The 25,099-nt window shown below is 65.5% G+C and carries 24 protein-coding genes, 1 pseudogene and 1 riboswitch; of the genes and pseudogenes, 9 read left to right on the forward strand and 16 right to left on the reverse strand.

Annotated features, from left to right (window positions below):
- Positions 1-42: 42 nt before the first annotated feature.
- Genes ACWEO2_RS31085 through ACWEO2_RS31095 form a run of 3 tightly spaced genes read right to left on the reverse strand, consistent with a single transcriptional unit; the run spans position 43 to position 2,941 of the window.
- Positions 43-423 (reverse strand): nuclear transport factor 2 family protein, encoded by a 381-nt coding sequence (locus tag ACWEO2_RS31085; protein WP_452408588.1) that lies wholly within the window; start codon positions 421-423, stop codon positions 43-45.
- A gap of 41 nt (positions 424-464) precedes the next feature.
- Positions 465-1,313 (reverse strand): DUF1684 domain-containing protein, encoded by an 849-nt coding sequence (locus tag ACWEO2_RS31090; RefSeq protein ID WP_452408589.1) that lies wholly within the window; start codon positions 1,311-1,313, stop codon positions 465-467.
- Positions 1,310-2,941, reverse strand: coding sequence for an MFS transporter (locus ACWEO2_RS31095; RefSeq protein WP_452408590.1), 1,632 nt, complete (start codon positions 2,939-2,941; stop codon positions 1,310-1,312). Before ACWEO2_RS31095 ends, ACWEO2_RS31090 begins: the two co-directional genes overlap by 4 nt.
- Positions 2,942-3,038: 97 nt before the next feature.
- Between ACWEO2_RS31095 and ACWEO2_RS31100 the strand changes: the two genes are divergently transcribed.
- Complete coding sequence (locus ACWEO2_RS31100; protein ID WP_452408591.1) at positions 3,039-3,635, forward strand: helix-turn-helix domain-containing protein; 597 nt, start codon at positions 3,039-3,041, stop codon at positions 3,633-3,635.
- 389 nt (positions 3,636-4,024) lie between these two features.
- Here the strand turns inward: ACWEO2_RS31100 and ACWEO2_RS31105 are convergent, their stop codons facing one another.
- Entirely contained in the window at positions 4,025-5,341 is a 1,317-nt protein-coding gene (locus tag ACWEO2_RS31105) for an amidase family protein (protein ID WP_452408592.1), read from the reverse strand.
- Between the two features lie 155 nt (positions 5,342-5,496).
- Here ACWEO2_RS31105 and ACWEO2_RS31110 point away from each other — a divergent pair, with 155 nt between their 5' ends.
- Genes ACWEO2_RS31110 through ACWEO2_RS31120 form a run of 3 tightly spaced genes read left to right on the forward strand, consistent with a single transcriptional unit; the run spans position 5,497 to position 8,118 of the window.
- Positions 5,497-6,138: a DUF1989 domain-containing protein gene (locus tag ACWEO2_RS31110; protein WP_452408593.1), complete on the forward strand. Its 642-nt coding sequence runs from the start codon at positions 5,497-5,499 to the stop codon at positions 6,136-6,138.
- Entirely contained in the window at positions 6,125-7,252 is a 1,128-nt protein-coding gene (locus tag ACWEO2_RS31115; RefSeq protein ID WP_452408594.1) for an oxidoreductase, read from the forward strand. The genes ACWEO2_RS31110 and ACWEO2_RS31115 overlap by 14 nt, the downstream gene beginning before the upstream one ends.
- Entirely contained in the window at positions 7,249-8,118 is an 870-nt protein-coding gene (locus ACWEO2_RS31120) for a polysaccharide deacetylase family protein (protein ID WP_452408595.1), read from the forward strand. The genes ACWEO2_RS31115 and ACWEO2_RS31120 overlap by 4 nt, the downstream gene beginning before the upstream one ends.
- 15 nt (positions 8,119-8,133) lie before the next feature.
- Here the strand turns inward: ACWEO2_RS31120 and ACWEO2_RS31125 are convergent, their stop codons facing one another.
- Complete coding sequence (locus ACWEO2_RS31125) at positions 8,134-9,732, reverse strand: PucR family transcriptional regulator (protein ID WP_452408596.1); 1,599 nt, start codon at positions 9,730-9,732, stop codon at positions 8,134-8,136.
- Positions 9,733-9,837: 105 nt separating this feature from the next.
- Between ACWEO2_RS31125 and ACWEO2_RS31130 the strand changes: the two genes are divergently transcribed.
- Positions 9,838-11,283, forward strand: a complete 1,446-nt coding sequence (locus tag ACWEO2_RS31130; RefSeq protein WP_452408597.1) for a purine-cytosine permease family protein — start codon at positions 9,838-9,840, stop codon at positions 11,281-11,283.
- A 67-nt stretch (positions 11,284-11,350) separates the two neighbouring features.
- A complete protein-coding gene (locus ACWEO2_RS31135; RefSeq protein ID WP_452408598.1) occupies positions 11,351-11,680 on the forward strand; it encodes an alpha/beta fold hydrolase in 330 nt (109 codons plus the stop codon).
- Here ACWEO2_RS31135 and ACWEO2_RS31140 read toward each other — a convergent pair.
- On the reverse strand, positions 11,635-12,219 hold the full coding sequence (locus ACWEO2_RS31140; RefSeq protein WP_452408599.1) for a TetR/AcrR family transcriptional regulator: 585 nt from the start codon (positions 12,217-12,219) through the stop codon (positions 11,635-11,637). The two genes, ACWEO2_RS31135 and ACWEO2_RS31140, sit on opposite strands and share 46 nt — an antisense overlap.
- Before the next feature lie 96 nt (positions 12,220-12,315).
- Here ACWEO2_RS31140 and ACWEO2_RS31145 point away from each other — a divergent pair, with 96 nt between their 5' ends.
- Entirely contained in the window at positions 12,316-13,455 is a 1,140-nt protein-coding gene (locus tag ACWEO2_RS31145; protein WP_452408600.1) for an acyl-CoA dehydrogenase family protein, read from the forward strand.
- Between the two features lie 239 nt (positions 13,456-13,694).
- On the opposite strand, the gene ACWEO2_RS31150 is transcribed toward ACWEO2_RS31145, so the two are convergent.
- The gene (locus ACWEO2_RS31150; protein ID WP_452408601.1) at positions 13,695-14,000 is read right to left on the reverse strand and encodes a hypothetical protein; all 306 of its coding nucleotides are present in this window, start codon (positions 13,998-14,000) and stop codon (positions 13,695-13,697) included.
- Positions 14,001-14,512: 512 nt separating this feature from the next.
- Between ACWEO2_RS31150 and ACWEO2_RS31155 the strand changes: the two genes are divergently transcribed.
- Entirely contained in the window at positions 14,513-14,815 is a 303-nt protein-coding gene (locus ACWEO2_RS31155) for a hypothetical protein (protein ID WP_452408602.1), read from the forward strand.
- 466 nt (positions 14,816-15,281) lie between these two features.
- Here ACWEO2_RS31155 and ACWEO2_RS31160 read toward each other — a convergent pair whose 3' ends face one another.
- The 4 genes from ACWEO2_RS31160 to ACWEO2_RS31175 form a co-directional block, all read right to left on the reverse strand.
- Positions 15,282-16,010, reverse strand: a complete 729-nt coding sequence (locus ACWEO2_RS31160) for an IclR family transcriptional regulator (RefSeq protein WP_452408648.1) — start codon at positions 16,008-16,010, stop codon at positions 15,282-15,284.
- Between the two features lie 166 nt (positions 16,011-16,176).
- A complete protein-coding gene (gene dmpG / locus ACWEO2_RS31165) occupies positions 16,177-17,193 on the reverse strand; it encodes a 4-hydroxy-2-oxovalerate aldolase (RefSeq protein ID WP_452408603.1) in 1,017 nt (338 codons plus the stop codon).
- Positions 17,190-18,149: an acetaldehyde dehydrogenase (acetylating) gene (locus tag ACWEO2_RS31170; protein ID WP_452408604.1), complete on the reverse strand. Its 960-nt coding sequence runs from the start codon at positions 18,147-18,149 to the stop codon at positions 17,190-17,192. The genes dmpG and ACWEO2_RS31170 overlap by 4 nt, the downstream gene beginning before the upstream one ends.
- Positions 18,146-19,003 (reverse strand): 2-keto-4-pentenoate hydratase, encoded by an 858-nt coding sequence (locus ACWEO2_RS31175; protein ID WP_452408605.1) that lies wholly within the window; start codon positions 19,001-19,003, stop codon positions 18,146-18,148. Before ACWEO2_RS31175 ends, ACWEO2_RS31170 begins: the two co-directional genes overlap by 4 nt.
- A gap of 1,023 nt (positions 19,004-20,026) precedes the next feature.
- Between ACWEO2_RS31175 and ACWEO2_RS31180 the strand changes: the two genes are divergently transcribed.
- A complete protein-coding gene (locus tag ACWEO2_RS31180) occupies positions 20,027-20,266 on the forward strand; it encodes a hypothetical protein (protein WP_355184375.1) in 240 nt (79 codons plus the stop codon).
- A 454-nt stretch (positions 20,267-20,720) separates the two neighbouring features.
- Positions 20,721-20,925, forward strand: a riboswitch (cobalamin riboswitch).
- A 943-nt stretch (positions 20,926-21,868) separates the two neighbouring features.
- Here the strand turns inward: ACWEO2_RS31180 and ACWEO2_RS31185 are convergent.
- From ACWEO2_RS31185 to ACWEO2_RS31205, 5 genes and pseudogenes are all read right to left on the reverse strand, one after another.
- Positions 21,869-22,315 carry a PaaI family thioesterase gene (locus tag ACWEO2_RS31185; protein WP_452408606.1) on the reverse strand — a complete coding sequence of 149 codons (447 nt, stop codon included), beginning with the start codon at positions 22,313-22,315 and terminating at the stop codon, positions 21,869-21,871.
- A 41-nt stretch (positions 22,316-22,356) separates the two neighbouring features.
- Complete coding sequence (locus ACWEO2_RS31190; protein ID WP_452408649.1) at positions 22,357-22,707, reverse strand: hypothetical protein; 351 nt, start codon at positions 22,705-22,707, stop codon at positions 22,357-22,359.
- A gap of 205 nt (positions 22,708-22,912) precedes the next feature.
- A pseudogene (locus ACWEO2_RS31195) lies at positions 22,913-23,039 on the reverse strand (NAD(P)H-dependent flavin oxidoreductase); the annotation flags it as partial.
- 208 nt (positions 23,040-23,247) lie between these two features.
- On the reverse strand, positions 23,248-24,135 hold the full coding sequence (locus tag ACWEO2_RS31200; protein ID WP_452408607.1) for a haloalkane dehalogenase: 888 nt from the start codon (positions 24,133-24,135) through the stop codon (positions 23,248-23,250).
- 110 nt (positions 24,136-24,245) lie between these two features.
- Positions 24,246-24,836 carry a TetR/AcrR family transcriptional regulator gene (locus ACWEO2_RS31205; protein ID WP_452408608.1) on the reverse strand — a complete coding sequence of 197 codons (591 nt, stop codon included), beginning with the start codon at positions 24,834-24,836 and terminating at the stop codon, positions 24,246-24,248.
- Positions 24,837-25,099 lie beyond the last annotated feature (263 nt).

The following is a 25,099-nucleotide window of genomic DNA, read 5'->3' on the forward strand; positions in this document are numbered from 1 at the left end:
TGATGGGCGGGCCCATCGGGCGTCGCATACGGCGCCGGTATGTCAGTTGCCGCTGTTGTCCTGGTCGAGCGGCACGAAGTTGGCGTATTCCTCGATCCTGGTGATGAGGTCACCGTCGAAGCGGAAATACACCGCTGCGTGCACTTTGCCGCGCATGCCGTTGGTCGTGGCCACGTGCACCACGTGCTGCTGCAGCACTGCGTCCCGGTCGGAGATCTGGCGGATGACTTCGTAGCGCATCGACTCGATCGACGGGATCTGTCGATGCATGCTCGCGATGTTCTCGGCGATGGTCTGTTCGCCGTTGCCGTCGTTGTGCCAGACGGTGGCGGTGTCCGAACACATCGACCGCGCACTCGAGAAGTCCCTGTTCTCCAGGTTGCGAAGGTATCGGATCACCTTGTCCTCGTTGTCTCGATTCACGGTGTCACCTCTGTTGTTGATGGTCTTCGGGATGAGCGGATTCAGTGCTTGTCGTAGGCCAGTGCGCGTTCCCCCGCCTCGATGCGCACCGGCAGGTGATTGCCCGGGGGCGAGAGCGGGCAGGTGAATACCGACGGGGAGAAGTGGTGCTGAGAGAGAGTCGTCCGGTTGAAGTCGACCGGCACGGTGCTGCCGGGTTCGAGCAGCGGCAGCAGCAACCACCGGCCGATCTCCGGTGTGCTGTGTCCGTTGGTGTCGTCGGTGAAGATCACCAGCCGGCGACCGGGCAGGTCTTCCAGCACGGCAAGTTCGTATTCCTTGCCGCCGATGGTGACGACGAGATCGACCGGCGCCGGGAGGGAATCGGTGGTCCGCGGGACCGTTAGTCGTTCGACCTCGATGATGCGCCCAGGGGAAGCGGCTCGGTACTCGCCTTCGAGAACCCAGGCCGGATCGTACGGGTAGGCCACGATTTCGCTGAGTCCCGACCGAGATACGGCGTCCTCGTCGATGACGATGAGGGCATAGGTCCCGTTCGCTCCCGATACCGAACCCCTACGCCCCGAGGGGAATTCCGGATTGCTGCCGGGATGGACGTCCACCGTCCCGTCGACGATCTCGCCCTCGATCACCACGCCGTCCGCGAGGGCGGCCGTCACCGTCAAACCGCCCGTGTCGGTGGTGCTCCATCGTCCCGGAACGTCCGGCATGATGTGTGGTTCGGGTCCGGAGATGATGCCCTTGGCGACGACTTTCACCTTCCCCTGTGGTCCGGCCATGCCTTCCCACCGGGCCTTGCGCCAGGCTTCGTAGTCGGAGGTGACGCCCCCGGCGTCGGAGTTGTTCCCTGGTATCACTTGCTCTTCGGCGTTTGCCTGATCGGTGGTCATGAGATCTCCTGGCTTCCATCGGCGGTAGGTTTCGGCGCTGCCGGAACAGCGTCGGCGGAGGATGGGGCGCTGCGGGGCGGGGTGCGTTCGGGTCCTCGCACCAGTACGTAGACAAGGACGACCGCCAGCACGCCGGCGCCGACCCACATCGCCTGTTGCCAGCCGGTGACGAAGGACTGCTGGGCAGCGTGGATGACTGCTTGCGATTGGGGGCCGGCCGTATCCGCGGCCGCTGCGGCATTGGCGATGCCTTGGCGGGCGGTGCCGGCGACATCGGCCGGGATTCCGTCGAGCCGGGGTTCGATGGCGCTGCGGTAGCCGACGGCCAGGATCGCTCCGAGCAGTGCGACACCGAGCGCGGTGCCCAGTTCCCTGGTGACGTCGTTCAGCGCGGACGCTACGCCCTGACGTTCCCGCGGCAGGGAGCTGGTGATGGCTTCGGTAGCGGGTGTCATCGTTACACCCATGCCCAGTCCCATGGCGAGCATTCCGGGCAGTATCGAGAGGTAGCCACCGTCCACGGAGACGAGACCGGCCATCAGGGCCACGCCCGCGGCGCCCACGACGATCCCTACCACCATCGTCGAGCGGCTTCCGATGTGGGCGGCCACCCTCGGGGCCAGACCGGAGGCGACCATCATCACCAGCATTGTCGGCAGCAGCGCGAGGGTGGCGCGGAGACCGGACCAGCCGAGCACCGCCTGGAGATAGGGGAAGACCACCACGAAGATTCCCGCCTGCACGCCGAAGACCACAAGCAGGGCCGCGGAGCCGCTTGCAAGCCTTCGATCGCGGAAGAGGCGGACATCGAGAAGCGGAACTCGTCTACGCAGTTCCCACGTGACGAAACCGGTGACGCCGACGACCGCGACGAGCAGGCTCACCAGCGTCACCGGGGCGGTCCACCCTCGAACAGGTCCTTCGTCGAGGACGAGGATGAGGCCGACAACGGCGACCATCGACAACAATGAACCCACGGTGTCGAAATCGTGCTGTGCGTCCTCGCGGGAGTCGGGCACCGACCGCAGTGTCACGACGGTGGCCGCCACGACGAGCAGGATCGGCAGGACGAACAGCCACCGCCAACTCGCCACGTCGACCAGAGCGGCCGACAGGAACATTCCCAGGATGCCGCCACCACCGGCGACGCCGGTCCACACGCCGATCGCCCGGGAACGTTCCTCGTCCGGAAACGTCGACGTGATGACAGCCAGGGTCACCGGCATGATCATCGCGGCTCCGACACCGCTCGCGAGCCGTGTCGCCAGCAAAATCTCGGCTGTCGGCGCGAGACCCGCCGCGAGGTTCGCTATCCCGAACACGGCTAAACCGGTAAGCAGCACCGGTTTCCGGCCCCACCGATCACCGATCGCACCGAGCGGCAGCAGCAGAGCCGCCAGGCTGACGGTGTAGACGTTGATAATCCAGATAACGGTGCTCAGCGACGCGCCGAACTCGAGAGCGATCTGCGGTTGAGCGACGTTCAGCCCGCTTACCGACGCGACTACCGCCATCAGGGCCAGGCACACACCGACCAGGACCGAACGTCGCCGACGTGGGTCGTCGAGTATCACCGGTGCGGCGCCCTGTCGTGGAGCGCGGTTTGTATGCACTATCTGTTCGGCCATCTACGTCCTCCGGATCCGTTCACCTCATGTCGGGAACCACGATGCGCCGCCGCCAGGCATATCGGCAAAGGATCTTGCCGAATGGCAAAATGTGGGAATGGACGAAACGATCGACCGAGTACTCGATGCCGTCGGGCCGAGGCTGAAGCAACTCCGGATGCGGCGTGAGGCCACGCTGACCGCGTTGGCCGACCAAACCGGCATCTCGGCCAGCACCCTGTCCAGGCTCGAGGCGGGCCTGCGGCGCCCGACACTCGAGCAACTCCTGCCCCTCGCGCGCGCCTACGGGGTCACTCTCGACGAGCTCGTCGACGCACCACAAACGGGCGATCCGCGCATCAACCTGCGTCCGGTTGCCTGCCAGGACGGCTCGACGATCCTGCCCCTGACCCGCAGGCCGGGGGGTATCCAGGCCTACAAGTTCGTCCTGCCCACCGGGAACGACGACGAGGAACCCAGCCTGCGCGCCCACGAGGGTTACGACTGGGTCTACGTGCTGAACGGAAGACTCCGCCTGGTCCTCGCCGAGCACGACCTCGTCCTCGGGCCAGGCGAGGCGGCGGAGTTCGACACCCGCACACCACACTGGTTCGGAGCCACCGGCTCAGGTCCCGTGGAGTTCCTCACCCTCGTCGGCAGACAGGGCGAGCGCGCACACGTCCGCGTAGCACCCATATCGGTCACGACCGAGTAGTCGGCCGCGCTGGCGGAATTCAGCTTGCCCGGCAGTGCATCTGCGCAGGAACGGCTCACACGACCAGGACCCGGCGCCCGCGCGTGACCCGCAGCGCTGTCGACGTGCGCCGCTGCGGTCTCGGCGAGCGCGTCCACTCATGACTCGATGGCGGGGCCTGGCCTGGTTGACCGAAATCCGATCGGCCAACCGGACACCGAGACCTATATCGTCCGGTTTAGCGCCCGTCGAACTGGGTGACCGCCTCCAGTGGCAGATTGCCATGAGGAGTCGATGTAGGCGCGCTACTTCGATTTCGTGTCCGGCCCGGCCCGCTCAGATGATCGACGCAATGCCACCGCTCAGCCATCGTCACGGGTGCCGCGGCGCTCCCGCACTTCTCCGATCGCCTAGGCCATGACGCGCTGCACCCAGGCCGCACAGTTCAAAAGGGTTATGTCGTCGTCGGACGGTCGGGAAAGGAGGATGCCGGTGCGGGGCCCGGGCCGGACGGCAGGTGTGGGCAGGGTGATGCCGCAGCTGCCGAGGTAGCTGAGCACCATGGTGGTGCGCAGGACGGCGGTGTTGGCATTGTCGTACCAATTCGGGTCGGACTGGAGGTCGGCTGCGCGCCGTGGGATGCGGCGCACGGTGGGGCACAGGAGCGTGGCGTCACCGAGATCGGCGGCGAACTCGGCACGCAAGGCAGACATCGCGGCATAGACGGGACCGATGGAATCGCTTGTATGCGTATTGCTTTCGAGTCTGCGCCGGGTCGCGGGTTCGATCGGCATCGTCGAGTCGAGCCGGTGGCGATGCAGTCGGAAGGCCTCGGCGCCGACGATCGTTCCGTTGTCGTCCATCAGGTTCTGGGCATTCGACAGCGCAGGCAGATGACGGATCTGAACGTCAGCGCCGGCGGCACGGAGTTCGGCGACCGCGCGGTCGAACTCATCGGATATCTCCGCCGCGACGTCTTCGGACCATTCGCCCGCGGGGACGACGAACCGCGGCGGTAGCCGGCGGACACGGCCGGGCCCGGTGGGGGCGAGCACACGATCGAGTGCGGCGAGGTCTTCGACGGTGGTCGCGAACACGCCGACGCTGTCGAGTGTCGCGGACAGCGGCGCGAAGTCATGGGGGCCATATCTACCTGGGCTGGCGCGGTATCCGACGATGCCGCACAACGCCGCGGGCACGCGCACAGATCCGGAGGTGTCGGTCCCGACAGCCAGCGGAACGATCCCGCGAGCGACCGCGACCGCGGATCCGGAGGACGATCCGCCCGGGATCAACCCCGGGTCGACGGGGTTGACGGGCGTACCGAAGCAGAGGTTTATCCCGAGTCCCGAGAAGGCGAACTCGCTCAGATTGGTTTTGCCGATGGTGACAAGTCCGCTGTCGTGCACGCGACGCACGAGGTGGCTGTCCACGGCGGCGGGTTCATCGTGGAGGTGGCTGGCCGAGCCGCAGGTCGTGACGGTGCCTTGGACGTCGAACACGTCCTTCCACACGATGGGGACCCCGTCGAGCCTGCTGCGGCGGGTGCCGCGCAGGGCGCGGCGGTCGCACGCCTCGGCCTGGTAGCGGGCACGGTCGCCGGTGACGGTAATCATCACTGCGGCCGAATCAGGTTGCCGGGCACGGTCGACCGCGGCGGCAACCAGTTGCGCCGACGTAGTCTCGCCGCTCGCGAGGGCCTGCGCCATTGCGGTGGCGGTGGTCATGGGTAGGTACTCCCAGATGCTCGGGTCCGGAACGAATAGAGCACACGCTATCGCGCGGGCATCCGCGCGGATATGTGCGAACATCTACCTAATGCCCCCAAGGGTGTGTATATATCCATTCTCATTGGCCGCTGCAGTTCTGTTGACTGAGCGGCATGACAGCGTTGAGCTACCCGGAGCCGGTGACCATACCGGCCAGGCAGGCCCGGTCGGTGACCTTGCGCAAAGGCGAGCGATTACAGATCACCGACGTCGCCGGCGGCCAAGTGGGCGATGTGTTCGCCTACAACATCGATGACGTCACCGAGCATCACAGCGCTTCGCACACCCGCACCGACCTAAGCCGCCTGTTCCCCGAGTTGGGCGAATCCTTCGTGACCAACCGGCGGCGCCCTATCCTCACCTATCTGGCCGATACCTCCCCGGGCCGGCACGACATGTTGATCGCCGCCTGCGATCCGGAACGCTATGCGGCATACGGCGATCCGAACCACGCCAGCTGCGCGGACAATCTGCGGCAAGCGATGGCCGACCTCGGACACCCGGCCCTGCCGTTCATTCCGCAGCCGATCAACGTCTTCATGCGCATCCCCGTCGCCGCGGATGGGAAGCTGTCCTGGCTCGAGGCCGCCACCGCGCCCGGGGATTCGATCACCTTCCGCGCAGATATGGCCTGCATCGTCGTCGTCTCGTCCTGCCCGCAAGACCACAACGTCATCAACGGCGCCGGACCCACCCCGCTGGCCCTGACCATCCTGTCCCCGACCACCGAGGAGAACAACGATGACCGCCACTGAACTCGAACTGGCCCATCCCGCGCTCGAGCCGTTCGGCCTCGGCTCGCTGAAGTTGCGCAACCGGTTCGCCGTCGCACCCATGACACGCATCTCCGCCGAACCCGACGGCACGCCGACCGCGCAGATGGCCGAGTACTACCGCGAGTACGCGGCGGGTGGATTCGGCTTGATCATCACCGAGGGCATCTACCCGGATGCCGCCCACAGTCAGGGCTATTTCAATCAGCCCGGCTTGGTGACCGACGAGCACATCGCCGGATGGCGTGCGGTGGTCGACGCCGTGCACGGTGCCGGGGGCCCGATCGTCGCGCAGTTGATGCACGCCGGAGCCATCTCGCAGGGCAACGCCTATGGCTTCGAGACCATCGGACCGTCGGCCGTTGCGCCGCGCGGGCAGATGATGGCCGACTACGGCGGCGTCGGCGGAGCGTGGCACGCGCCCCGGGAAATGACCGCGCGCGATATCGACGATGTCGTCACCGGATACGCCGCCGCTGCCGAGAACGCCCGGACCGTGGGTTTCGACGGCGTCGAGATTCACGCGGCCAACGGCTATCTGCTCGACCAGTTCCTCACCGACTACACCAATCAGCGCACCGACGATTACGGCGGCCCGGTGCAGAATCGGATCCGCCTGACCGTGCGCGTGCTGCGGGCCGTTCGTGATGCACTCGGTGATTTCCCCGTCGGTGTGCGACTGTCGCAGACCAAGGTCAACGACTTCACCTACCGCTGGCCCGGCGCCGACGCCGACGCGCGGGTCGTCTTCGCGGCCCTGTCCGACGCGACCTACCTGCACATCGCCAGTGAGGGTAGGAATTTCATCGAGACCTCGCGTTTCCCGAGCGGCTCGACCATCACGCAGCTGGCCCGTGAGGTGTCCGGCCGCCCGGTCATCGCCAATGGGGGCATGCACGCGCTCCCCCAGGCCGCCGATGTCCTGACCGGCGGGCACGCCGACGTGCTGTCCCTTGGTCAGGGTGCGCTGGCGAATCCGGACCTGCCGCGCCGGGTCGAGACGGGGATGCCGTTGGCTCCGTTCGACCATGAGATGCTGCATCCCATGGCCACTCTGGACAGTGCCGCGGCATGGCGCGCACGAACCGGCAAATGAGCGATCGCAACTGGACCCGCGGCGCCGCCGCCGTGGCGACACTCACCTTCGATGTCGACGCGGAGACGCCCATCCTCGCGGAAGGGCGCCACTACGCCGACCATCCCATGGTGATGTCACACCAGTCCTACGGCCCGGACGTCGGCGTGCCGCGAATCCTCGATCTGCTCGATGAAATGGCCATTCCAGCAACGTTCTTCGTGCCGGGCTGGGTGGCCGAGCAGCGTCCGGGCCTGGCCCGTTCGATCGTCGACCGCGGGCACGAGGTCGCGCACCACTCCTACAGTCACCGTGCGCCCACCTCGTTGCCACCTGGTGCCGAACGCGCGGATTTCGTCCGCGCACTGGATGTTTTCGCCGCACAGGGCATCGACATCGCCGGACATCGGGCGGCGATGTGGAGTGCCAGCCGCGAAACCATCGGTCTGGTCGCCGAATACGGGCTGACCTACGACTCATCGCTGATGGGTGACGACCGGCCGTACCTGGTCGACGGCACGCACGCGCCGGTGGTGGAGCTGCCGGTGCACTGGTCGCTCGATGATTGGGAGCAGTACGCCTATCTTCCCGAGCCGCGCATCGGCTCGGTCATCGAATCATCGGTCAAGGTCGAGCGGATGTGGCGCGCCGAACTCGACGGGATGCGACATTACGGCTGTTTGTTCAACGTGTGTATGCACCCGTTCCTCACCGGACGGCCGGGCCGGATGATGGCTCTGCGCAACCTCATCTCGTATGCCCAGGAGTGCGGGGATGTGACCTTCGCGCGCTGTCGCGACGTGGCGGCCCGGGCGCACGAGGACGTGGGTACTCCGCATCGCCCACTGCCGAGCTACAACGTCGATCCGGCGGTGTATCCGAACTGATTTCGCGTCTGCCGGTCACCGCGGAGCCGTGTGCGATGCGGTGCCCGGTCCGACGGTCTCGGCCGCCAAGGCCAGGAATAGGTCGACGGTGTCCTCGAGCCGATTAACGTTGCGGCCGGTCAACTCGGTGATCCGAGCCATGCGGTTACGCAGGGTGTTGACGTGCACATGCAGTGCTGCGGCCGTCACACCCCATTGGCCGTCATGGAGGAGGAAGGTTCGCAGGGTGTGTTCGAGTTCGGTGTGTGCACGTGTGTCGTGCTCGCGGATGATGCCGAGCACCTGATCGGTGAACCGGTGCAGCACTTGTTCGTCGAGCAGGCCGAGCAGCATTCGGAAGGTAGCGATATCGGCGAAGGAGGCCGTGTCCCGGCCGTCCTGCCCGCGCAGCACTTGGCAGACTTCTCTGGCGCGCACCAGCGGTTCCCGCAATGCGCCTGCGGTGGTAGCGATCTCGCCGAGCCCGATGACGATCCGTGCAGCAGGCACTCGCCTACCGACCTCCGCCGAGAGTTCGCGGGCGAAACGCGTCAGCTCCGCCGACGTGTGCTCCCATGGACAGACGGCCACTACGTCCCGGCTTCCGGCCGCGGTGAACACCGGTATTCCGTGCGTGGCGAAGAACGCGCCGACGGCGTCGGCGATATCGTCGGGCGGCAGGTCGGGGTTGCTGGACGGGGATACCGGCGCCAGCGCGAACACCCCCAGCGGTTGGTCCGACGGCACCCCGTACGCGCGCAGCCGCTGGCTCACCTCACCGCTGCGCCGCGGCCCGGAGAGGATCATCTCGAGCAGCTCGGCCGCGAAGCGCGCCTCGATGGCATGCACTGCCTGCTGTTTGGTGACCTCCAGGCTCAGGAATCGAGTCGCCTGGGCGAGAGCTTCCCGATCGGCCGCGGCCAGTTCGGTGGCCGGTTCCAGGCAGTACAGCCCGGCGTCGATCTCCCCCATCACGCCCTCGATGAGGTAGAGCGCGGACGGACCTGACTCCAGCAGATCGACCTCTATCGGCGGTGGTGTGCGGTTGAGTGCCGCGGCGGCGAGGCGGACCTGCTCCCCGGTCGGTTCGCAGCCGATACTGGCCAGGCAGCGCCCCTTGCGATCGACGACCAGCAGCGGCAGTTCCGTTTCGCCACGCAGGATTTCGAGCACGCCCGCCGCGCCGCTGCCGCGCGACAGCGCAGTGGCCAGCGCGTCCCCGCGGCGCACGGTCGCGGTCAGTTCCGCCTGCAGCACCTCGTTCTGGATCCGGGCGGCGGCCCGAGTGAGCGCGGCGAAGGGCACCCCGATGCACAGTTCTACCAGTGGCAGACCGCGCGAAATGCACAGCGCGGCAAGCTCTTCGGGAAGGGCTGGGGTCTGCGCCGTCAACCCGAACACCAATCCGATGGCACCCGCCCGCGCGACCGCGTCGACGAACCGCTCCGACGAAACGTGCGGCAACCACAGGCCATTGGTCAGCACCAACTCGCCGGGCCGGATGTATCGCGACGGGTCGGGCAGTTCCGTGGTGTGCAGCCAGCGAATTTCCGCCGCCAGTCGTTCAGTGAGTTGCGGCGTCATCACCTGCAGCCCTAGCGCCGGATCGGCGACAAGTCGCCCAATGGTCAACATCTATAGAAATGTACACAGAAACTGGTCATCGATAGATGAATACACATCCCTATCTCGCATCGAGCGGTGCTGTTATGAGATGAATCACTACCGAAAGAGGAAGTCATGTCATCCCCGCAACCGTCCGGCACCACAAGCACGGCGACCACCGAGCCGGCTATCGGCGACACCGGCGTCCGGTTCGACGCTCACGGTGTACTACCCATTCCCGACCGGGAGCGGGACTGCTCCTCCTGGGAGCTGTTCTGGATCTGGTGTGGCGCGAATATCGCGCCCATCAACTGGGTGCTCGGCGCACTCGGAATCGCCCTCGGGCTGAGCCTGATCGAAACGCTGATCGTGGTCTCGGTCGGAAATCTTTTCGGCTGTGCGGTATTCGGCCTGTTCAATGTCATCGGCCACCGTACGGCCGTCAATCAGATGGTGCTCGGACGTTCGGCGTTCGGCATCACCGGAGCAGTGCTGCCGGCCCTCGTCCAAGGCCTGCTGACCATGGCGTGGGTGGGGGTAAACACCTGGGTCGTACTCGATCTCGTGCTCGCCGTGCTGGAGCAGATCGGCATCCGGGGCGGCATGGAGCTGAAGGTCGTCGTCGCGGCGGTCATCATGGTGGTTCAGCTCGCGCTCGCGCTCTATGGATTCTACGCGATCCGAACGTTCGAGAAGTACACGGTCCCGCTCACCATCGCGGTGATGGTGGCGATGACCGTGGTGGCGCTCGCCCGCACGCACCTCGACTGGACCGATGCCCCAGCCGCGACGCCGGGCGGGAAACTCACTGCGATAACGCAACTCGTCACAGCCATCGGTGTCGGCTGGGGCCTCACCTGGATCCCTTACGCGGCGGACTACAGCCGATTCGCTCGGCCGAAGCTGCGCGCCAGGACCGTGTTCTTCGCATCGTCGGCCGGTATGTATCTGCCCACCGTCTGGCTCGCAGCTCTCGGCGCCTGCCTGGCGAGCGCCGGCGGTAGCGTCGACCCGTCCACTCTGGTGGTCAGCACCTTCGGCACGCTCGCCGTCCCGGTACTGCTGCTGATCATGCACGGCCCGATCGCCACCAACATCCTCAATCTGTACTCGTGCTCGCTGGCCGCGCTGACCATCGGCATCCGCATCGCCCGATGGAAGGTCACTCTGTTCGCCGGTGTGGTGGCCTCGGCGGTACTGGCGGTGTTCATCAACTCGTCGAGTTTCGCGCATGCCTTCGACAACTGGATGGTGTCGATCCTGATGTGGATCAGCCCGTGGATGTCCATCCTGCTCGTCGACTACTTCCTGGTTCGCCGCCGCATCCTCTCGATCCCGGATCTCTACCGCGACGGCACGACATCGATCTACCGGAAGTTCAATGCGTGCGGCCTGGTGAGCCTCGCCGTCGGACTGCTCGCCGGCTGGTCCTGGCAGTACGGCATGGTCCCCGCCATGCAGGGGCCGATAGCCAAAGCCTTGGGCAACACCGACTTCTCCTGGTTGTCCAGCAGCCTGGTAGCCGGTGGCGTCTACGGCGCCCTGACCGTCCTGGCCTCCACTCGCCGCACCGGCGCGTGAATCGCCAGCCGGATCCTGGCGGGCCCAACTCGGCGTCGAGAACGAGACCGTGGCGGTGATCTGAGCGATGTCGGAACTTGTTCTGCTACACGGCTCCTGGTTCGACGGTCGGGCATGGGACGGGGTGGCCACCAGGCTCACCGCCGCTGGCCACCCAACGGCGGCACCGACGCTGGACGGCGCGGGCAGTCTGTGCCGCCATGTCGACAGTGCGCTCGACGTCGTCGCCCACCGTGGTGAGTCGGTAACGCTTGTCGCGCACAGCTATTCGGGCGTGGTCGCAACCCGGCGACCGGACCCGTCGGCTCGCGTTCGAGTCGATTGCCAATGCTGCCGATCGGGCGTGCGCGGCTATGCGCTGATACCAGCGGTGAGAATGGCGGCCAGTTCTCGATAGGCCTCGGCATCGTCGAGGCCGGTGTGCGCGCGAACCGTGCCGCGCTGGATACGAACCATCATGGTGGCGGCGAGGTCGGCGGCGAAGGCTGCGTGGACATCCCGGAAGTCGCCGGCCCGCACGCCCTCGTCGATCAGTTCCTGCACACGACGGGCGGCGATTCGGGTGTTCTTCTCGTAGATCTCGCGCGCCGGGATGAACGCGTGCAGGTCGAACATGAACTGAGCCGACGCGGGGGCGAGCGCGGTGCCGACAGCCGCCAGGTAGGCGGCGACGCGCTCGCGCGCGGTGGGGATCGGCGCGACGGCCGCCTCCACATCCTCGGTAGCGCGCCGGAAGAAGTGGACAGTCGCGGCCCGGACCAGCTGTTCCTTACTGCCCGCGAGGGTGTAGAGCGTCGACTTGGAACAGCGCAGGCGGGCGGCGATCTCGTCCAGGGTGAGGTGCGCGAACCCTTCGGTCAGGAACAACTCGACCAGGGCGTCGAACAGTTCGGTGCGTCTGCGGGTCGCGAAGCCGGCGCGCGTTGACTGATCCATGACGCCGAATAGTACTGAAGTTCCTCTTGTAGTACTGGTCACTCGACAGTACTGTTCCCGGTAATCAAGTACTGTCTCCCGTAGTGGAGGTGATGTGTGGCCGTCGAACGTTTGCTGCCCAGCGAAGAAGCCCGTGATCTGATCCAGCTCACGCGGGAGATCGCCGACAAGATCCTTGCCCCGGTCGTCGACCAGCACGAACGCGACGAGACCTATCCGGAGGGAGTGTTCGCCACGCTCGGCGAAGCGGGCCTGCTGAGCCTGCCGTATCCGGAGGAGTGGGGCGGTGGCGGTCAGCCTTACGAGGTGTATCTACAGGTGCTCGAGGAGATCGCCGCACGGTGGGCCGCGGTGGCGGTGGCGGTGAGTGTGCACAGCCTGGCCTGCCATCCGCTGCTCGCGTTCGGGACCGACGAGCAGAAGCAGCGATGGCTCCCGGATATGTTGGGCGGCAGCCTGATCGGCGCGTACAGCCTGTCCGAGCCGCAGGCCGGGTCCGATGCCGCCGCGATCGCGTGCCGGGCCACCGCGGTCGAGGGCGGCTATCGCGTGAACGGCACGAAGGCCTGGATCACGCACGGCGGCAGGGCGGACTTCTATAACTTGTTCGCGCGGTCGGGTGCGGGGTCGCGGGGCCTCACCTGTTTTCTCGTGCCGAATGACACCGCAGGGCTGAGCTTCGGCAAGCCGGAACAGAAGATGGGCCTGCACGCGGTGCCGACCACGACCGCTCACTACGACGACGCGCTCCTTCCCACCGAGCGCCGGATCGGCGCGGAGGGGCAAGGACTCCAAATCGCTCTCAGCGCATTGGATTCCGGCCGACTCGGCATCGCCGCGGTCGCCACCGGTCTGGCGCAGGCGGCCCTGGACGAGGCGGTCGCCTACGCCAAGGAGCGGACCACATTCGGTAAGCCGATCATCGACCACCAAGGTCTGGGTTTTCTGCTCGCCGATATGGCCGCGGCCGTGGATTCCGCTCGGGCGACCTACCTGGATGCCGCGCGTCGCCGCGACGCGGGGCTGCCGTATACGCGGCAAGCGAGTGTGGCCAAGCTGGTCGCCACCGATGCCGCTATGAAGGTGACCACCGATGCGGTGCAGGTATTCGGCGGCTACGGCTACACCCGCGACTTCCGCGTCGAGCGGTACATGCGCGAAGCCAAGATCACGCAGATCTTCGAAGGCACCAACCAGATTCAGCGACTGGTGATCAGCCGGTCACTGGGCCGTTGACCACCTGTCGCGAGCGAGGTTTCACCTATGCGCACTTCCGTCTTTGCGCCGCCGAGGCGGTGACAACGCTCAGCCGTACTCTGAGCAACTCCTGCTCATCAGCGTCGTGAACAATGCCGGTTTCGGTACTTTCGGACCGCTGCATACCGACCAACCCGAGCGGCTATGGCAGGAGATCGCGGTGAACACCACCGCCGTGGTCGACACATCAGCCGCGCTTTCATCGGCCAACTGCGCGACTACGGCCGCGGCGTCCTGATCACCGTCGCCAGCATGGCCGCCTTCAGCCCACTCCCCGCATTGCCGTCTGTGGTGCGACCAAGGCGTTCGTCCTGAGCTTCACCGAGGCGCTCTGGGCGGAGTCGCGAGGGACCGGCCTGCGGGTGCTCGCCCTGTCGCCGGGCGCGACGCGAACCGAGTTCTTCGATGTTGTCGGCACACAGGACGCCGCAGGCGGCACTGCGATGCAGTCTCCCGCCGAGGTCGTGGCCACCGCGCTGGCCGCGCTGGATCGGCGGAACCCGCCGCCGCCAGCCGGCTGTCATGTCAACCGGGCACCGGTGCGACCATCCAGTCCCAGTGCGGCGGCGCACTGCGGCGCTGCAGTGCGGTCGTACCGAGCCGCCGATGCCGGCAGGTCTATAGCACGGCATGGACGTCCCAGCGCGACACCTTCAGGACCCGATGCCGGTCCTGGCCGTCTCTCGGCGCGACACCTCGCCTGGCATGACGCCGGATCGTCGTCATGCCAGCGGGTCCCTGAGTGCGTCTTCGGCTCGAGGTCGCGCGGTGCCGGGATCGAAGGTCTGCGACGAGATCGGTTCCGCCGCACGCCGATACGTGGCACCGTCGAAGAAATCAACCGAATTTGATCATCGAATTCTTATGCGGAATGAAGATCAAATTGTGTTACAGCGGCAAAATCTGCCGTTTGCCCACTGTTAACGGTGACTATCCGCACAAAAAATAAAAGTGGACTTGCAGATCTCTTTCTCATAACATTCGTGGTGCGCGCCGTGATGGCGTCGTTATCCATCTGTGAAAGGAAACTCCGTACATGGTCTCTCGCAAGGTCCTTGCCGCCGCCGCGACCGTCTCCGCCGCCGCCCTGTTCTTCGGCCCTGCCGCGATGGCGTCCGCCGCTACCCCCGTCGCTACGTCTGCCGGCACCGGCTCTGCGGGCCTGGGCTCGGGTTCGGCCGATGGTGGCTCGTCCACAGGTTCGGCCGGCTCGTCCACCGGCTCTGCCACGCTCGACTCCGGCAGCTCGGCCATCAACAACGGCACCTCCGCCGTCCTCAACATCATCAATTCGATCACCGGTATCAGGGACCTGACCCAGCCCAAGCCCGCGTCCTGATTCGGTCTCGGTAGATCACCGCTTCCGTCCGTATTGCCCCTCGGGGCCGTATTTCATTTGTGCCGCTACGCTATGTGGCGGCAAGTACGGGCTATTGCAGCAAGTTTGCCATGATCGAATTGGTCATTCGCCATGTCGAGTAGCCGCGGCGGGTGAACTATACCGATTCCGTTTGCCTGCCAACGAGATAGCCCTCCGCACTGTGCGTGCGGGGGCTTCCTTGAACACCGGGTTTCGTGCCGTTCGAAGAACTCGCCGGACGGCACGAAATTTCCGGGTAGTTCGCAACGCAACCCGTCGTTGCGGCAGTGCCGCGGGACGCGACCCTCTCAGTGGCGCCTGCCGCGGCGATAGCCTGCTGGGTTGACCGCGCCCAGTCCGCCGGTCGGCAGTAGGGATGCGCGCACACCGGGCGCTCTCGACATGCCCGATATGGATTGTGCAGGTGTGCCGAGCAGCGACGATGTCAATCCCGCTTCCGGAGTGCATCGCGTCGTGCCAGGGTCGCTGCGATGCCGTCCGCTGCTGCGCGCACCGACGCCGCGTGCTGCTGCGGGCGGAAGCGGGTTACCGGACCGGTGACGCTGACTGCTGCGAGCACCCGCTCGTCGGGGTCGAGCACCGGCGCGGCGACGCACACAATTCCCACTGCGGACTCCTCGAACTCGAAGGCGATCCCGCTTTCGACCACGTTATCGAGCTGTTTACGGAGCGTCCCTCGTGCAGTGATCGTCCGCGGCGCCAGTCGCGGCAGCGGTTCCGCAAGGACCGCCTGCCGCACCTCCGCGGGCGCATGGGCCAGCAGCGCCTTGCCAATGGCGGTGGCGTGCAAGGGCATTCGGCCGCCCAGTCGGGAGGGCGAGCGCACCTGCCGGTGGCCACCTATCTTCGCGACGTACACCACCTCGTGGCTCTCCAGGAGCCCCAGGTGCACCAACTCGTGGGTGCGTTCGTAGAGGTCCTCGAGGAAGGGGGTGGCCACCTCGATCAGGCCTCGCTCGACCGAGGCCCGCATGCCGAGTTCGAAAAGGTGACCGCCCAGATGATAGGCACCACCGATCCGATCCAGCAGGCGTGTCGACTCGAGATCGCCCAATATGCGGTGCAGCGTTGCCTTGGGCAGCCGCGTACGCCGTTGCAACTCGGCGAAACCGACTCCCTGGTCCTCGACCTCGAACGCGTGCAGTACTGACATCACCTTGCCCAGCACTGTGTCCGGATCCGGCTCGGCACGCCTTGCGGAATCAGGCACTTCATGCCTCTCGATCAGCAGGCCACCAGTATCTCAGTCACGCCGTCCTGCGAGGTGGTCAGGAAGGTTTCCGGCAGCGATCCCTCGTCGACGGCGAAGCGCACGAACCCTATGAGGTCCGGGCGGCAGTCAGGTCCAGGGCGATGTCGATGATCATGTCTTCCTGTCCGCCGACGAGCCCGCGCCTGCCGACCTCGAGCAGGATGTCACGCACGTCGATGCGGTACCGCTCGGAGGCGGCCTCCGCATGACGCAGGAAACTCGAATAGACGCCCGCATAGCCGAGTGTGAGGGTCTCGCGGTCCACGCGGACCGGTCGGTCCTGCAATGGACGAACGAGGTCGTCGGCGGCGTCTTGAAGCGCGAAGAGGTCACATCCGTGCTTCCAGCCGTACAGGTCGGCGACGGCGACGAGAGGCTCGATGGGACAGTTGCCGGCGCCAGCGCCGTGGCCGGCCAGCGATGCATCGACCCGGGTCACTCCTTCCTCCACCGCCACAACGGAGTTGGCAACCGACAGCGACAGGTTCTCGTGCGCGTGAATGCCGATCTCCGTAGTCGGGCTGAGCACATCGCGATAGGCGCGAACGCGCTCGCGGACCCCGTCCATCGTCAGCCGTCCCCCGGAGTCGGTGACGTACACGCAGTGTGCGCCATAGGACTCCATGAGCGCCGCCTGCTTCGCCAGCTCGTCGGCGGGGGCCATGTGGCTCATCATCAGGAAGCCGGATACATCCATGCCGAGCTCGCGGGCCGTGGCGATGTGCTGCGCGGAGACGTCGGCCTCGGTGCAGTGCGTGGCAACGCGGACAGAGCGGACGCCGAGGGAATACGCCTGCTTCAGGTCATCGATGGTGCCGATTCCCGGCAATAGCAACGTGGTCAAGCGAGCGCGCTCGATATTGGCTGCGGCGGCTTCGATCCACTCCCAGTCGGTGTTGGACCCGGGGCCGTAGTTCAGGGAGCCGCCGGCCAGGCCATCGCCGTGTGCGACCTCGATGCCATCGACACCGGCGGCATCGAGCGCGGCCACGATCGCGGCGACATTTTCCGGCGTGATGCGGTGCCGGACGGCATGCATGCCGTCGCGCAGCGTCACGTCCTGGATGAACAGGTTGGCGGTCATCGGCTTTCTTCCTTCCGCTGGGCGATGCGCTCGGCCATCTGCACGGCGGCAGAGGTCATGATGTCGAGGTTTCCGGCGTAAGCCGGCAGGTAGTGGGCAGCGCCCTCGACCTCGAGGAACACCGACACCTGATGAGTGGGCGCGGTGTCGGTGCCCTCGCGCAGCAATGTGTGCACTGGTTGGCCATCCGGGATCGGGCTGATCTGGACCGCCTGCTTGAGCCGGTACCCGGGCACATAGGCGGCCACGTCGCGGACCATCTTCTGCACCGATGCGGTGATCTCGGCGTGGACCGCCGCGTCGGGCGCCTGCACTAGGCACAAGACGGTGTCGCGCATGATCAACGGGGGCTCGGCGGGGTTGAGGATGATGACGGCCTTACCGCGCTCCGCTCCTCCGACGCTGGTGATGGCATGCGAAGTTGTCTCGGTGAACTCGTCGATGTTGGCGCGCGTGCCCGGGCCTGCCGACTTCGATGCGATGGACGCCACGATCTCCGCGTATGCCACCGGCACCACCCGCGCGACAGCCGCCACGACCGGGATCGTCGCCTGACCACCGCAGGTGACCATGTTCACGTTCGTGGCGTCGATGTGCTCCTCGATGTTGACCGCCGGGACCACGAACGGTCCGATCGCCGCCGGGGTGAGGTCGATGAGTCGCTTGCCGTACGGCGCCAGTTCGGCCGCGTTGGCCTCATGCGCCTTGGCGGACGTCGCGTCGAAGACGATCTCGATGTCGTCGAATCCCGCCATGTCGATCAGGCCGTCGACACCGTCGGCCGTGATGGGTACTCCGAAGCGAGCTGCGCGTGCCAGGCCGTCGGAGTCCGGGTCGATGCCCACCATGGCGCCCATCTCCAGGTGCTTCGAGTGCCGCAGCACCTTGATCATCAGGTCGGTGCCGATATTCCCGGATCCGATGACGGCCACCTTCGTCTTGCCGGCGTGGTTCATGCTGCGTCTCCTGCGTAGATGCTGGTGGCCTCGCTGGGGGTTGCGCCATCTGCGAAGCTGGCCTGGACCACGCCCAAGCCGCTGATCTCGGCGATGACGTGATCGCCGGCGACTACTGGTGCCATCGGGCCCAGCGCGCCCGAGAGGATGATCTGGCCGGCCCGCAGCGGATCGCCGAATTCTCGGGCGGTCCTGGCGAGCCACCGCAGGGCTTCGAGCGGGTCGTCGAGGCAGGCGGAACCGGTGCCGGTGGAGACTTCGCGACCGTTGATCCGCATGCTCATGGTGACGTCGACCGGTTGGAACTCGTTCAGGTCGCGGCGTGCACTGCCGATCACGAACAGGCCGCTCGACGCGTTGTCGGCGACAGTGTCCCCGTAAGTGATGTCCCACCCGGCGATGCGGCTGTCGACGATCTCCAGGGCGGGCGCGGCGTACTCGACCGCACGACGTACCGACTCGATATCGAGCGGTCCGTCGTCCAAGTCCTTGCCCAAGACGAAGGCGACCTCCGCCTCGACCTTGGGCTGAAGCAGCCGGTCCATTGTCACGACCTGTTTCTCCGAACATTGCATGTCGGCGAAGAGGACACCGAAGTCCGGCCGGTCGACGCCGAGCTGGGCCTGGACTGCCGGTGAGGTCAGACCGATCTTCCGACCGACGATGGTGGCGCCGACGTGGAGCCGGGCGGCGGTCAGGCGCTCCTGGACGGCATAAGCGGCGCCGACGTCGGTGCTGCCGATCAGGTCACGGACCGGCGCACAGGGCTGCCGCTCGGCTGCTGCCTGGATGAGGCGTGCGGCAGCCTCGACAACGTCGGGCCCAGATCGCGGGCTGTCATTCACGAAGGACATGGGACATACCGTGACCCATCGATATGCAGCGTGGCGACGGTTGAGTTCCGGTGAGCCGAACTCGACCACAGGTCGCCCACCGCGCAGCCGATGAAGTCGTTCCTGATTTCCGCAGCGAGACTTCGCGTTTCCCGCGACGTACACCGGACGGCGCACGGGGCGTCGATGATCCCGGCCGATGTCGAGCAATACGGGCGACATCCGAGGACCAGTCTCGATGCATCCGAATGTGGCGTCACAGTCGGAATGAAGCTGCAGCTCTTCGCGATTCGGTACATTCCGGCAATGCGCCGCATCGCACGAATCGGACGCTGGAACTTGTGATTCGAGCCGCTGACCGAAGCACGATCGACAGTGTGTGCGGCGTAGACGAGCACATCTCGAGGCGGGTGTTGTAGATCTCGGAGACGATGACGGTCGGTCGCTACACCACTGCCCCGTCGAGAGTCCGCCACTGCCCGTCCAGGGCACGGTTGGCGATCAGCAGGGGTGTTCGAGTCCGAGTCGAGTTCGGCCGGATCCGGAACCAATTCGATCCAGCAAACTGCTGGAGGCGCACAGAGCGGGGGCCCACCTGCGGTTTCTGCAGCGACTTCCGCATTCCCCTATACATAGTTAACCGACTGTGCGTAAACTGTAATCAAGCTGATATCAAAAAGACGGCTGGGAAGGTCGGCAGCCCTGTAGGCGCTAGGTCGAAACGACCACACGCCCCGCAAGTTGCCCATGAGGTCGGCGAGCAGAGGTCCGTAACCGGCTCGTGATCTGCAGGCTTACCCTCTCGTCATCATATTGATGATCGACCCCCGCGACACTTGCGGCGGACAGCAATAACGAGACGGCAGCCGCGATTGCGTGATGTTGCCGAACAGCTGAGCGTTTCCACAACACCACAACTGCTGCATCGGCGAGCCTCAGCGGCTCTTGCTTCCCGGGTCCGCGCTACCCGACCACGTTGCCGGAACCCGATCCCATGTCCGAGAAATCGATTCACAAGATCACTTCAGCCACAAAGGAGCTGCAATGCACAAGAAGGTCGAAGACGCACTACATCAAGATTTCAATCGCTGGAGCGAACTGGTCGACCGCGCCGCGCACGCGGATAACGAATTCGAAAGGGAGAAACCCGCCTTGGCTGCGGCAGAGCTGGCAATGAAGTGGATCCGCACCGCCGCAGAAGACTGGAGAACACTGCACGACCAGTGGTGCGAAAGAATCGACCGGGCGCGAGCAAGTGCGAAGTCCGAATACGCTGTGCTTTGAGCCGTATCGACCTGCGCATGTGAACGGTCGAAGGCATCACGAATACGAGCGGTCCTGTACCGGCGACATTCTCGGATCGCCTGGTCACCGATGAACTGATGGCGATGTCGTGGCCGCGATCGCGGTCAGCTCGACCACCTCGCCGGCGGTTGCGACGGCGAACCAGTGCCGCACCGGTTTCCGGCCGCGAGGGACGATAGGTGCCGATTCCCATAACGGCATCGCGGACAGCAATGCAGTCGCAGCACCGTCCCTGAACCGCTTCCAGCAGATCCGACCCAGCCGTCGGCAATTGCGGGTTGGGCGAGTGAGCTTTTCTGGGTCGCGGCGAGCCGTGGTCATATGCCCGGACATGCTCGATATGGAGCAGGACGGGGGCCATGGCGACGAGCGCACCGATTCGCCACGGGCCAGCGTGACCCGGTGCAGGGCTTTGAATGTGATTTGAGCAGGGAATTTCCGCGCTCGCCTACGACACCTTCCCTGTCGTGAGGGAATTTGGTGAAAGTCCGGGACCATCCCGAAGCCGTGAGCAGGAACGACCGCCGTCATGGGCAGTGAACGCGTATGCGTTCGGGAAGCGACGGCCTGTAGGTCGACCCCGGTGCTCGGGGGTGGTATCCGTGAGTCCGAAGATCTGCCCGTTGCGCCGCTTGTGCCATGTCCAGCGGTCGACGCCTCGTGGATTGGGCCTCGCCGATCAGCCCATAGCTCGGCATTCGTGCGCGCTGATCAGGACGTACCGCTGGATCTCGACCGGGTCGTCGGCAACGCCAGATCCTGGCGCCGCAGCTTCGACGGCGGCTGATCGAGGTAGGCCTGCCAGTGCGACTCGGCGTCGTAGTCGCTCACGCTCCGGCCGTCTGTCGTTCGATCTGCGCGACGGCTTCGGTCTTGATGCGTTCGGCGCACCCGCTCACCCCGGTCGGCAACGAAACCGATGAACGTCGTCTGCACGTAGCTCCACTTCGGCTTGCCGCACCACGAATGCCTTCGGTCTCCCCCATCGACGTTCTTCACCACCGATCGCTGCGACGGCGACGGCGCTGTGGGGCTCCTGGCTGTTCTGTCCGCACGCAGCTCGGCACCCGACGCGTGACTCTAGTTAGCGGCCACAAGGACCGCACCGACCTGGGCTGCGAATTCGACGCGACCGACGTCGTACCCGAACGCGGCAAGGAATTCCCGCCGATCGTGTCGCAAATGGAACTCACTGTGCCGCATTTGGTGTCCCGGTGCTGCGTAGCGTCGGCGGCGACCGCGAATGGTCGTCATTGCTGTCGTAGATGGAGAAGTTTGTGAACGCATCGCTCGCCGCACATGCCATTGCCGGTGTCGCAGAGGCTGCTGTCGCAGCTACGGAAACGCAATGTTGTGCCATCTGACAGTCGATTTCGGCCTCGGGTCACCACTGCATTTCATCGCTTCCCACGAAGCGGCAGCGATATTCGCACGGGAGTCGACTGCAAACGGCTGGGCTCGGGCAGCGACGATCGATGATCGAGTGGAAGAAAGCTATCCGTCTATGCCGTGCCAAGACCTGTACAGCTCACCGAGCGGACCGGATGTGCGGGCGTGACGAATTGCTTACCGACACGAGGTTCAAAGGAAGATCATGCAGGTGGTAGTGCCGTGTGCGACGAGCCTGCCGTTCTCGTCGATGGCCTTGCTCTCGGCGGTGGCCACCGTGCGCCCGACGTGGATCACCCTGCCCTCAGCGGTGATTCGACCGGCGTCGAGCGCCACGGCGCGGATGTAGTTCACCTTCAGCTCCAGGGTGGTGTAGCGGGCGCCGGCCGGAAGGGTGGTGTGCACCGCGCACGCCATGACCGAGTCGAGCAGGGTGGCGGCGATGCCGCCATGGACTTGGCCGAAAGGATTGGAGAAGTCGGGCTGGGTTTGTACCGACATCGTCGCGTACCCCTTCTCGACCTCGTCGATCCGGATACCGATGAGCCGACCGATCGAAGGTGTGTCGGCAGGCCGATCCCGCTGGGCCCACCGCATCAGCTCCAGTCCGCTCATGGCGGTGAAGTCCACAGTGCTCATGTTCGTCTTCCTGTCGATGTCAGCGGAGCGAGCTTCGGCGCTCACTTTTCCTCGGTCCCGATGCGAGCTGGGCGAACGAAGACAGGCTTGTACCCGACCTCGGGGATCGCCTGGTCGGCGCTGTCGAACGGAATCACATCGCTGACGATGAGTTCCGGATGCAAGCGGCCGCAGGACAGCAGGTTCAGCACCTCGGGCATGTGCGCGTGGGCGTTGCTGAGTGCGCTGCTGACGTGAATGCCCTTCATATGCATCACCGGCACGACCTCGACCACCTCGCCGATGCCTTCATGGCCGATGGCGAACGGAGCGTCGACACCCGGCAGGGGCACCGAGCTTCGGATCACGCGCTGATCGAGATCGCAGGTCGAGACCGCGACGGGCCGGACCAGCGCGTCGGTGTTTTGTCACGTTTGCGAAACTAACCAGCGCTACGAACGTGGTTGCGACATTAGGGGGAAGATTTGCGACATCTTCGGACGGCTTCAGCGCCTGCTCGGATGTGGCCTACCTCAGGAGCTCGATATCTCCGCTCACGGTCTTGCTGGATGGCAGCCACGACCTGAAAGCGAGGGTTGCATACGGGTTTCGGCATGCGGCCGCATACGAAGCGTTTTCCTCGGTGATGCGGTCGGGCCGGTCCGCCAACTGTGGCGGGGCGGGCGTTCAGAGCCGGGAAGGAACCGATCACTCCAGCCTGGCGCTGAGCGATCACCAGCTCGGGCAGCGCTTCTCGATCACACCCGAGGGAACGTGCAGCGCGGTCGACGCACTCCCAGAAGTTCACCTCAGGGGGCGACGGGCGGTGTAGTGCTCGGCGACCGCCGAATCGATGCATGGCGAACAGCGTGGATGGCAGGCGGTCGTCGGCCAGCACGACGGGCCGAGTCGGTGCGGTGTGAAATTCGCACCGGACCGACCCCGGGCTTCTCTCAGCCGCGCACTTCCTTTACGAATTCCGCGATGGCGGAGCCGATCGCATCAGGGCTGTCTTCTTGGATGAAATGTGATCCGGGAACGGTGATTTCGCGCTGGTTGGGCCAGGTGCGACAGAATTCGCGTTGGGCGCCGGTGAGGATGGAGCCCGGTTCCGCGTTGACGAACAGCTTCGGGACGTCGCTTGTGCTCAGCCATTTTCCGTAGTTCTCGACTACTTCGACGACATCTTTCGGCTCTCCGTCGATCGGTATTTGGCGAGGCCAGCTCAGAGTGGGACGACGGTCCTCGCCCGGCGACGCAAAGGGCCGCCGATATTCGGCGAGCTCCGCGTCGCTCAGTGACCGCAGCACCGACCCCGGGAGGACCTTCTCGACGAATATGTTCTTCTCCAGCACCATTCCCTCACCGGCAGGCGACCGGAAACCCTGGAACACGCCTCGCGCGCGCTCCGGCCACTGTTCCCACGTGACCGGCATGACGATGCTTTCCATGTAAACGATCGCCCGGACACGGTCGCGGTGCTGATCGGCCCAATCGAATCCCAGGGCCGACCCCCAGTCGTGGAGGACCAGCACGACATTGTCGCCGAGGTCGAGCGCATCCCACAGCCCGAAGAGATAGTCACGGTGCTCGGCGTAGGTATAGCGGTCGGGACCGGACTCCGGGAGCTTGTCGGAATCACCCATACCGATGAGATCACAGGCGACCAACCGCCCCAGCCCTGCACAGTGCGGCATGACATTGCGCCACAGATACGACGATGTCGGGTTGCCATGTTGGAAGACAATGGCGTCGCCCTCCCCCTCATCGATATAGGCCACGCGTTGCCCGCGAATATCCGAGAACTTCTTCGAAGCGAAAGGCTCTGTGCTGTACGACATTATCCTCCTCGATGAGCAGTTCGATGTGCACGGGATCTCGCGTTGCGGCTTCCGGGGCGGCTCAGCGTGATCCAGGCTGTGTGGTCATTCGAAACGGCAGTTCTGGTAATTCATGCCTCTGCCTCATGTTCGCGCTCGGCGCGTTCATCGACGGCAGCGCCCATCTGCGCCACCGTATTCCGGCACACTCGAAGAATCCGCGACGAGAAGGACTCGGATTCCACGGCTCGCGACAGCACCAGACCGCCGATGCACAGGGCCAGGGTCGCGATCGCTTCGTCATAGAGTTCGTGCTCCTGCGCCTCGTCCACTGGGCGTCCCCCCATCGCGTTGAGGGTCTTGCGCAGTTCCTCCTCGTAGGCAGCACGGAACTCGGCGGGCAAGCGCGCGGCGTCGGATCCGATCGCCGAGAACGCACACGAATCGGCGCGATCGTCGCGATGGGTTCGGTTGAGGTAGCCACGGGCGAGGCGGGCCGCGCGTGCGCCCCAGGAAGCGTCCGGCTTCTTGCCGATCCAGCGCGGCCGGCTTTCGGCAAGCCCGTGCCGGAAGGCTGCGATGGCCAGTTCGTCTTTGCTGGCGAAGTGCGAGTAGAAGGCCCCGTGCGTCAGTCCCGCATCCTGCATGACCTTGCCGATGGCACCGCCGTCGGGACCGTCCGCCCGCAGCCGAGCGGCGCCCGCATCGAGGATGCGCGTCAACGACTCTCGTTTCTGTCGCGCTCGCTGTCCCTCCTGAGGGGTCGCATTTCGCATGTCGACCATCATGCGATTTACAATCTCGCATGATGTCCATCATGTCAATCCGCCCACCGGGCGACGGCAATTGCTCGCTCGCTTTCGACGATCCGACTGCTCCGCGGCCGCGAAACGCCGCCGACCAGATCGTTCGATGACGGCCGAGACGGTGCGAAACCAACCGTCGCGCGCGGTGAGGGCTGAAGGCAGCGCGGGGCCAGCGACGT

This window comes from Nocardia sp. NPDC004278 (assembly GCF_053602975.1).

What these genes read in the sequence shown, in the direction of transcription:
- ACWEO2_RS31130 (WP_452408597.1), top strand. Translation starts at nt 9,838, where the DNA reads ATGTCATCCCCGCAACCGTCCGGCACCACAAGCACGGCGACCACCGAG.
- ACWEO2_RS31110 (WP_452408593.1), top strand. Translation starts at nt 5,497, where the DNA reads ATGACAGCGTTGAGCTACCCGGAGCCGGTGACCATACCGGCCAGGCAG.
- ACWEO2_RS31180 (WP_355184375.1), top strand. Translation starts at nt 20,027, where the DNA reads ATGCACAAGAAGGTCGAAGACGCACTACATCAAGATTTCAATCGCTGG.
- ACWEO2_RS31140 (WP_452408599.1), bottom strand. Translation starts at nt 12,219, where the DNA reads ATGGATCAGTCAACGCGCGCCGGCTTCGCGACCCGCAGACGCACCGAA.
- ACWEO2_RS31155 (WP_452408602.1), top strand. Translation starts at nt 14,513, where the DNA reads ATGGTCTCTCGCAAGGTCCTTGCCGCCGCCGCGACCGTCTCCGCCGCC.
- ACWEO2_RS31125 (WP_452408596.1), bottom strand. Translation starts at nt 9,732, where the DNA reads ATGTTGACCATTGGGCGACTTGTCGCCGATCCGGCGCTAGGGCTGCAG.
- ACWEO2_RS31175 (WP_452408605.1), bottom strand. Translation starts at nt 19,003, where the DNA reads ATGTCCTTCGTGAATGACAGCCCGCGATCTGGGCCCGACGTTGTCGAG.
- dmpG (WP_452408603.1), bottom strand. Translation starts at nt 17,193, where the DNA reads ATGACCGCCAACCTGTTCATCCAGGACGTGACGCTGCGCGACGGCATG.
- ACWEO2_RS31135 (WP_452408598.1), top strand. Translation starts at nt 11,351, where the DNA reads ATGTCGGAACTTGTTCTGCTACACGGCTCCTGGTTCGACGGTCGGGCA.
- ACWEO2_RS31100 (WP_452408591.1), top strand. Translation starts at nt 3,039, where the DNA reads ATGGACGAAACGATCGACCGAGTACTCGATGCCGTCGGGCCGAGGCTG.
- ACWEO2_RS31115 (WP_452408594.1), top strand. Translation starts at nt 6,125, where the DNA reads ATGACCGCCACTGAACTCGAACTGGCCCATCCCGCGCTCGAGCCGTTC.
- ACWEO2_RS31105 (WP_452408592.1), bottom strand. Translation starts at nt 5,341, where the DNA reads ATGACCACCGCCACCGCAATGGCGCAGGCCCTCGCGAGCGGCGAGACT.
- ACWEO2_RS31120 (WP_452408595.1), top strand. Translation starts at nt 7,249, where the DNA reads ATGAGCGATCGCAACTGGACCCGCGGCGCCGCCGCCGTGGCGACACTC.
- ACWEO2_RS31160 (WP_452408648.1), bottom strand. Translation starts at nt 16,010, where the DNA reads ATGTCAGTACTGCACGCGTTCGAGGTCGAGGACCAGGGAGTCGGTTTC.
- ACWEO2_RS31150 (WP_452408601.1), bottom strand. Translation starts at nt 14,000, where the DNA reads ATGACAGCCGGCTGGCGGCGGCGGGTTCCGCCGATCCAGCGCGGCCAG.
- ACWEO2_RS31200 (WP_452408607.1), bottom strand. Translation starts at nt 24,135, where the DNA reads ATGTCGTACAGCACAGAGCCTTTCGCTTCGAAGAAGTTCTCGGATATT.
- ACWEO2_RS31170 (WP_452408604.1), bottom strand. Translation starts at nt 18,149, where the DNA reads ATGAACCACGCCGGCAAGACGAAGGTGGCCGTCATCGGATCCGGGAAT.
- ACWEO2_RS31095 (WP_452408590.1), bottom strand. Translation starts at nt 2,941, where the DNA reads ATGGCCGAACAGATAGTGCATACAAACCGCGCTCCACGACAGGGCGCC.
- ACWEO2_RS31185 (WP_452408606.1), bottom strand. Translation starts at nt 22,315, where the DNA reads ATGAGCACTGTGGACTTCACCGCCATGAGCGGACTGGAGCTGATGCGG.
- ACWEO2_RS31090 (WP_452408589.1), bottom strand. Translation starts at nt 1,313, where the DNA reads ATGACCACCGATCAGGCAAACGCCGAAGAGCAAGTGATACCAGGGAAC.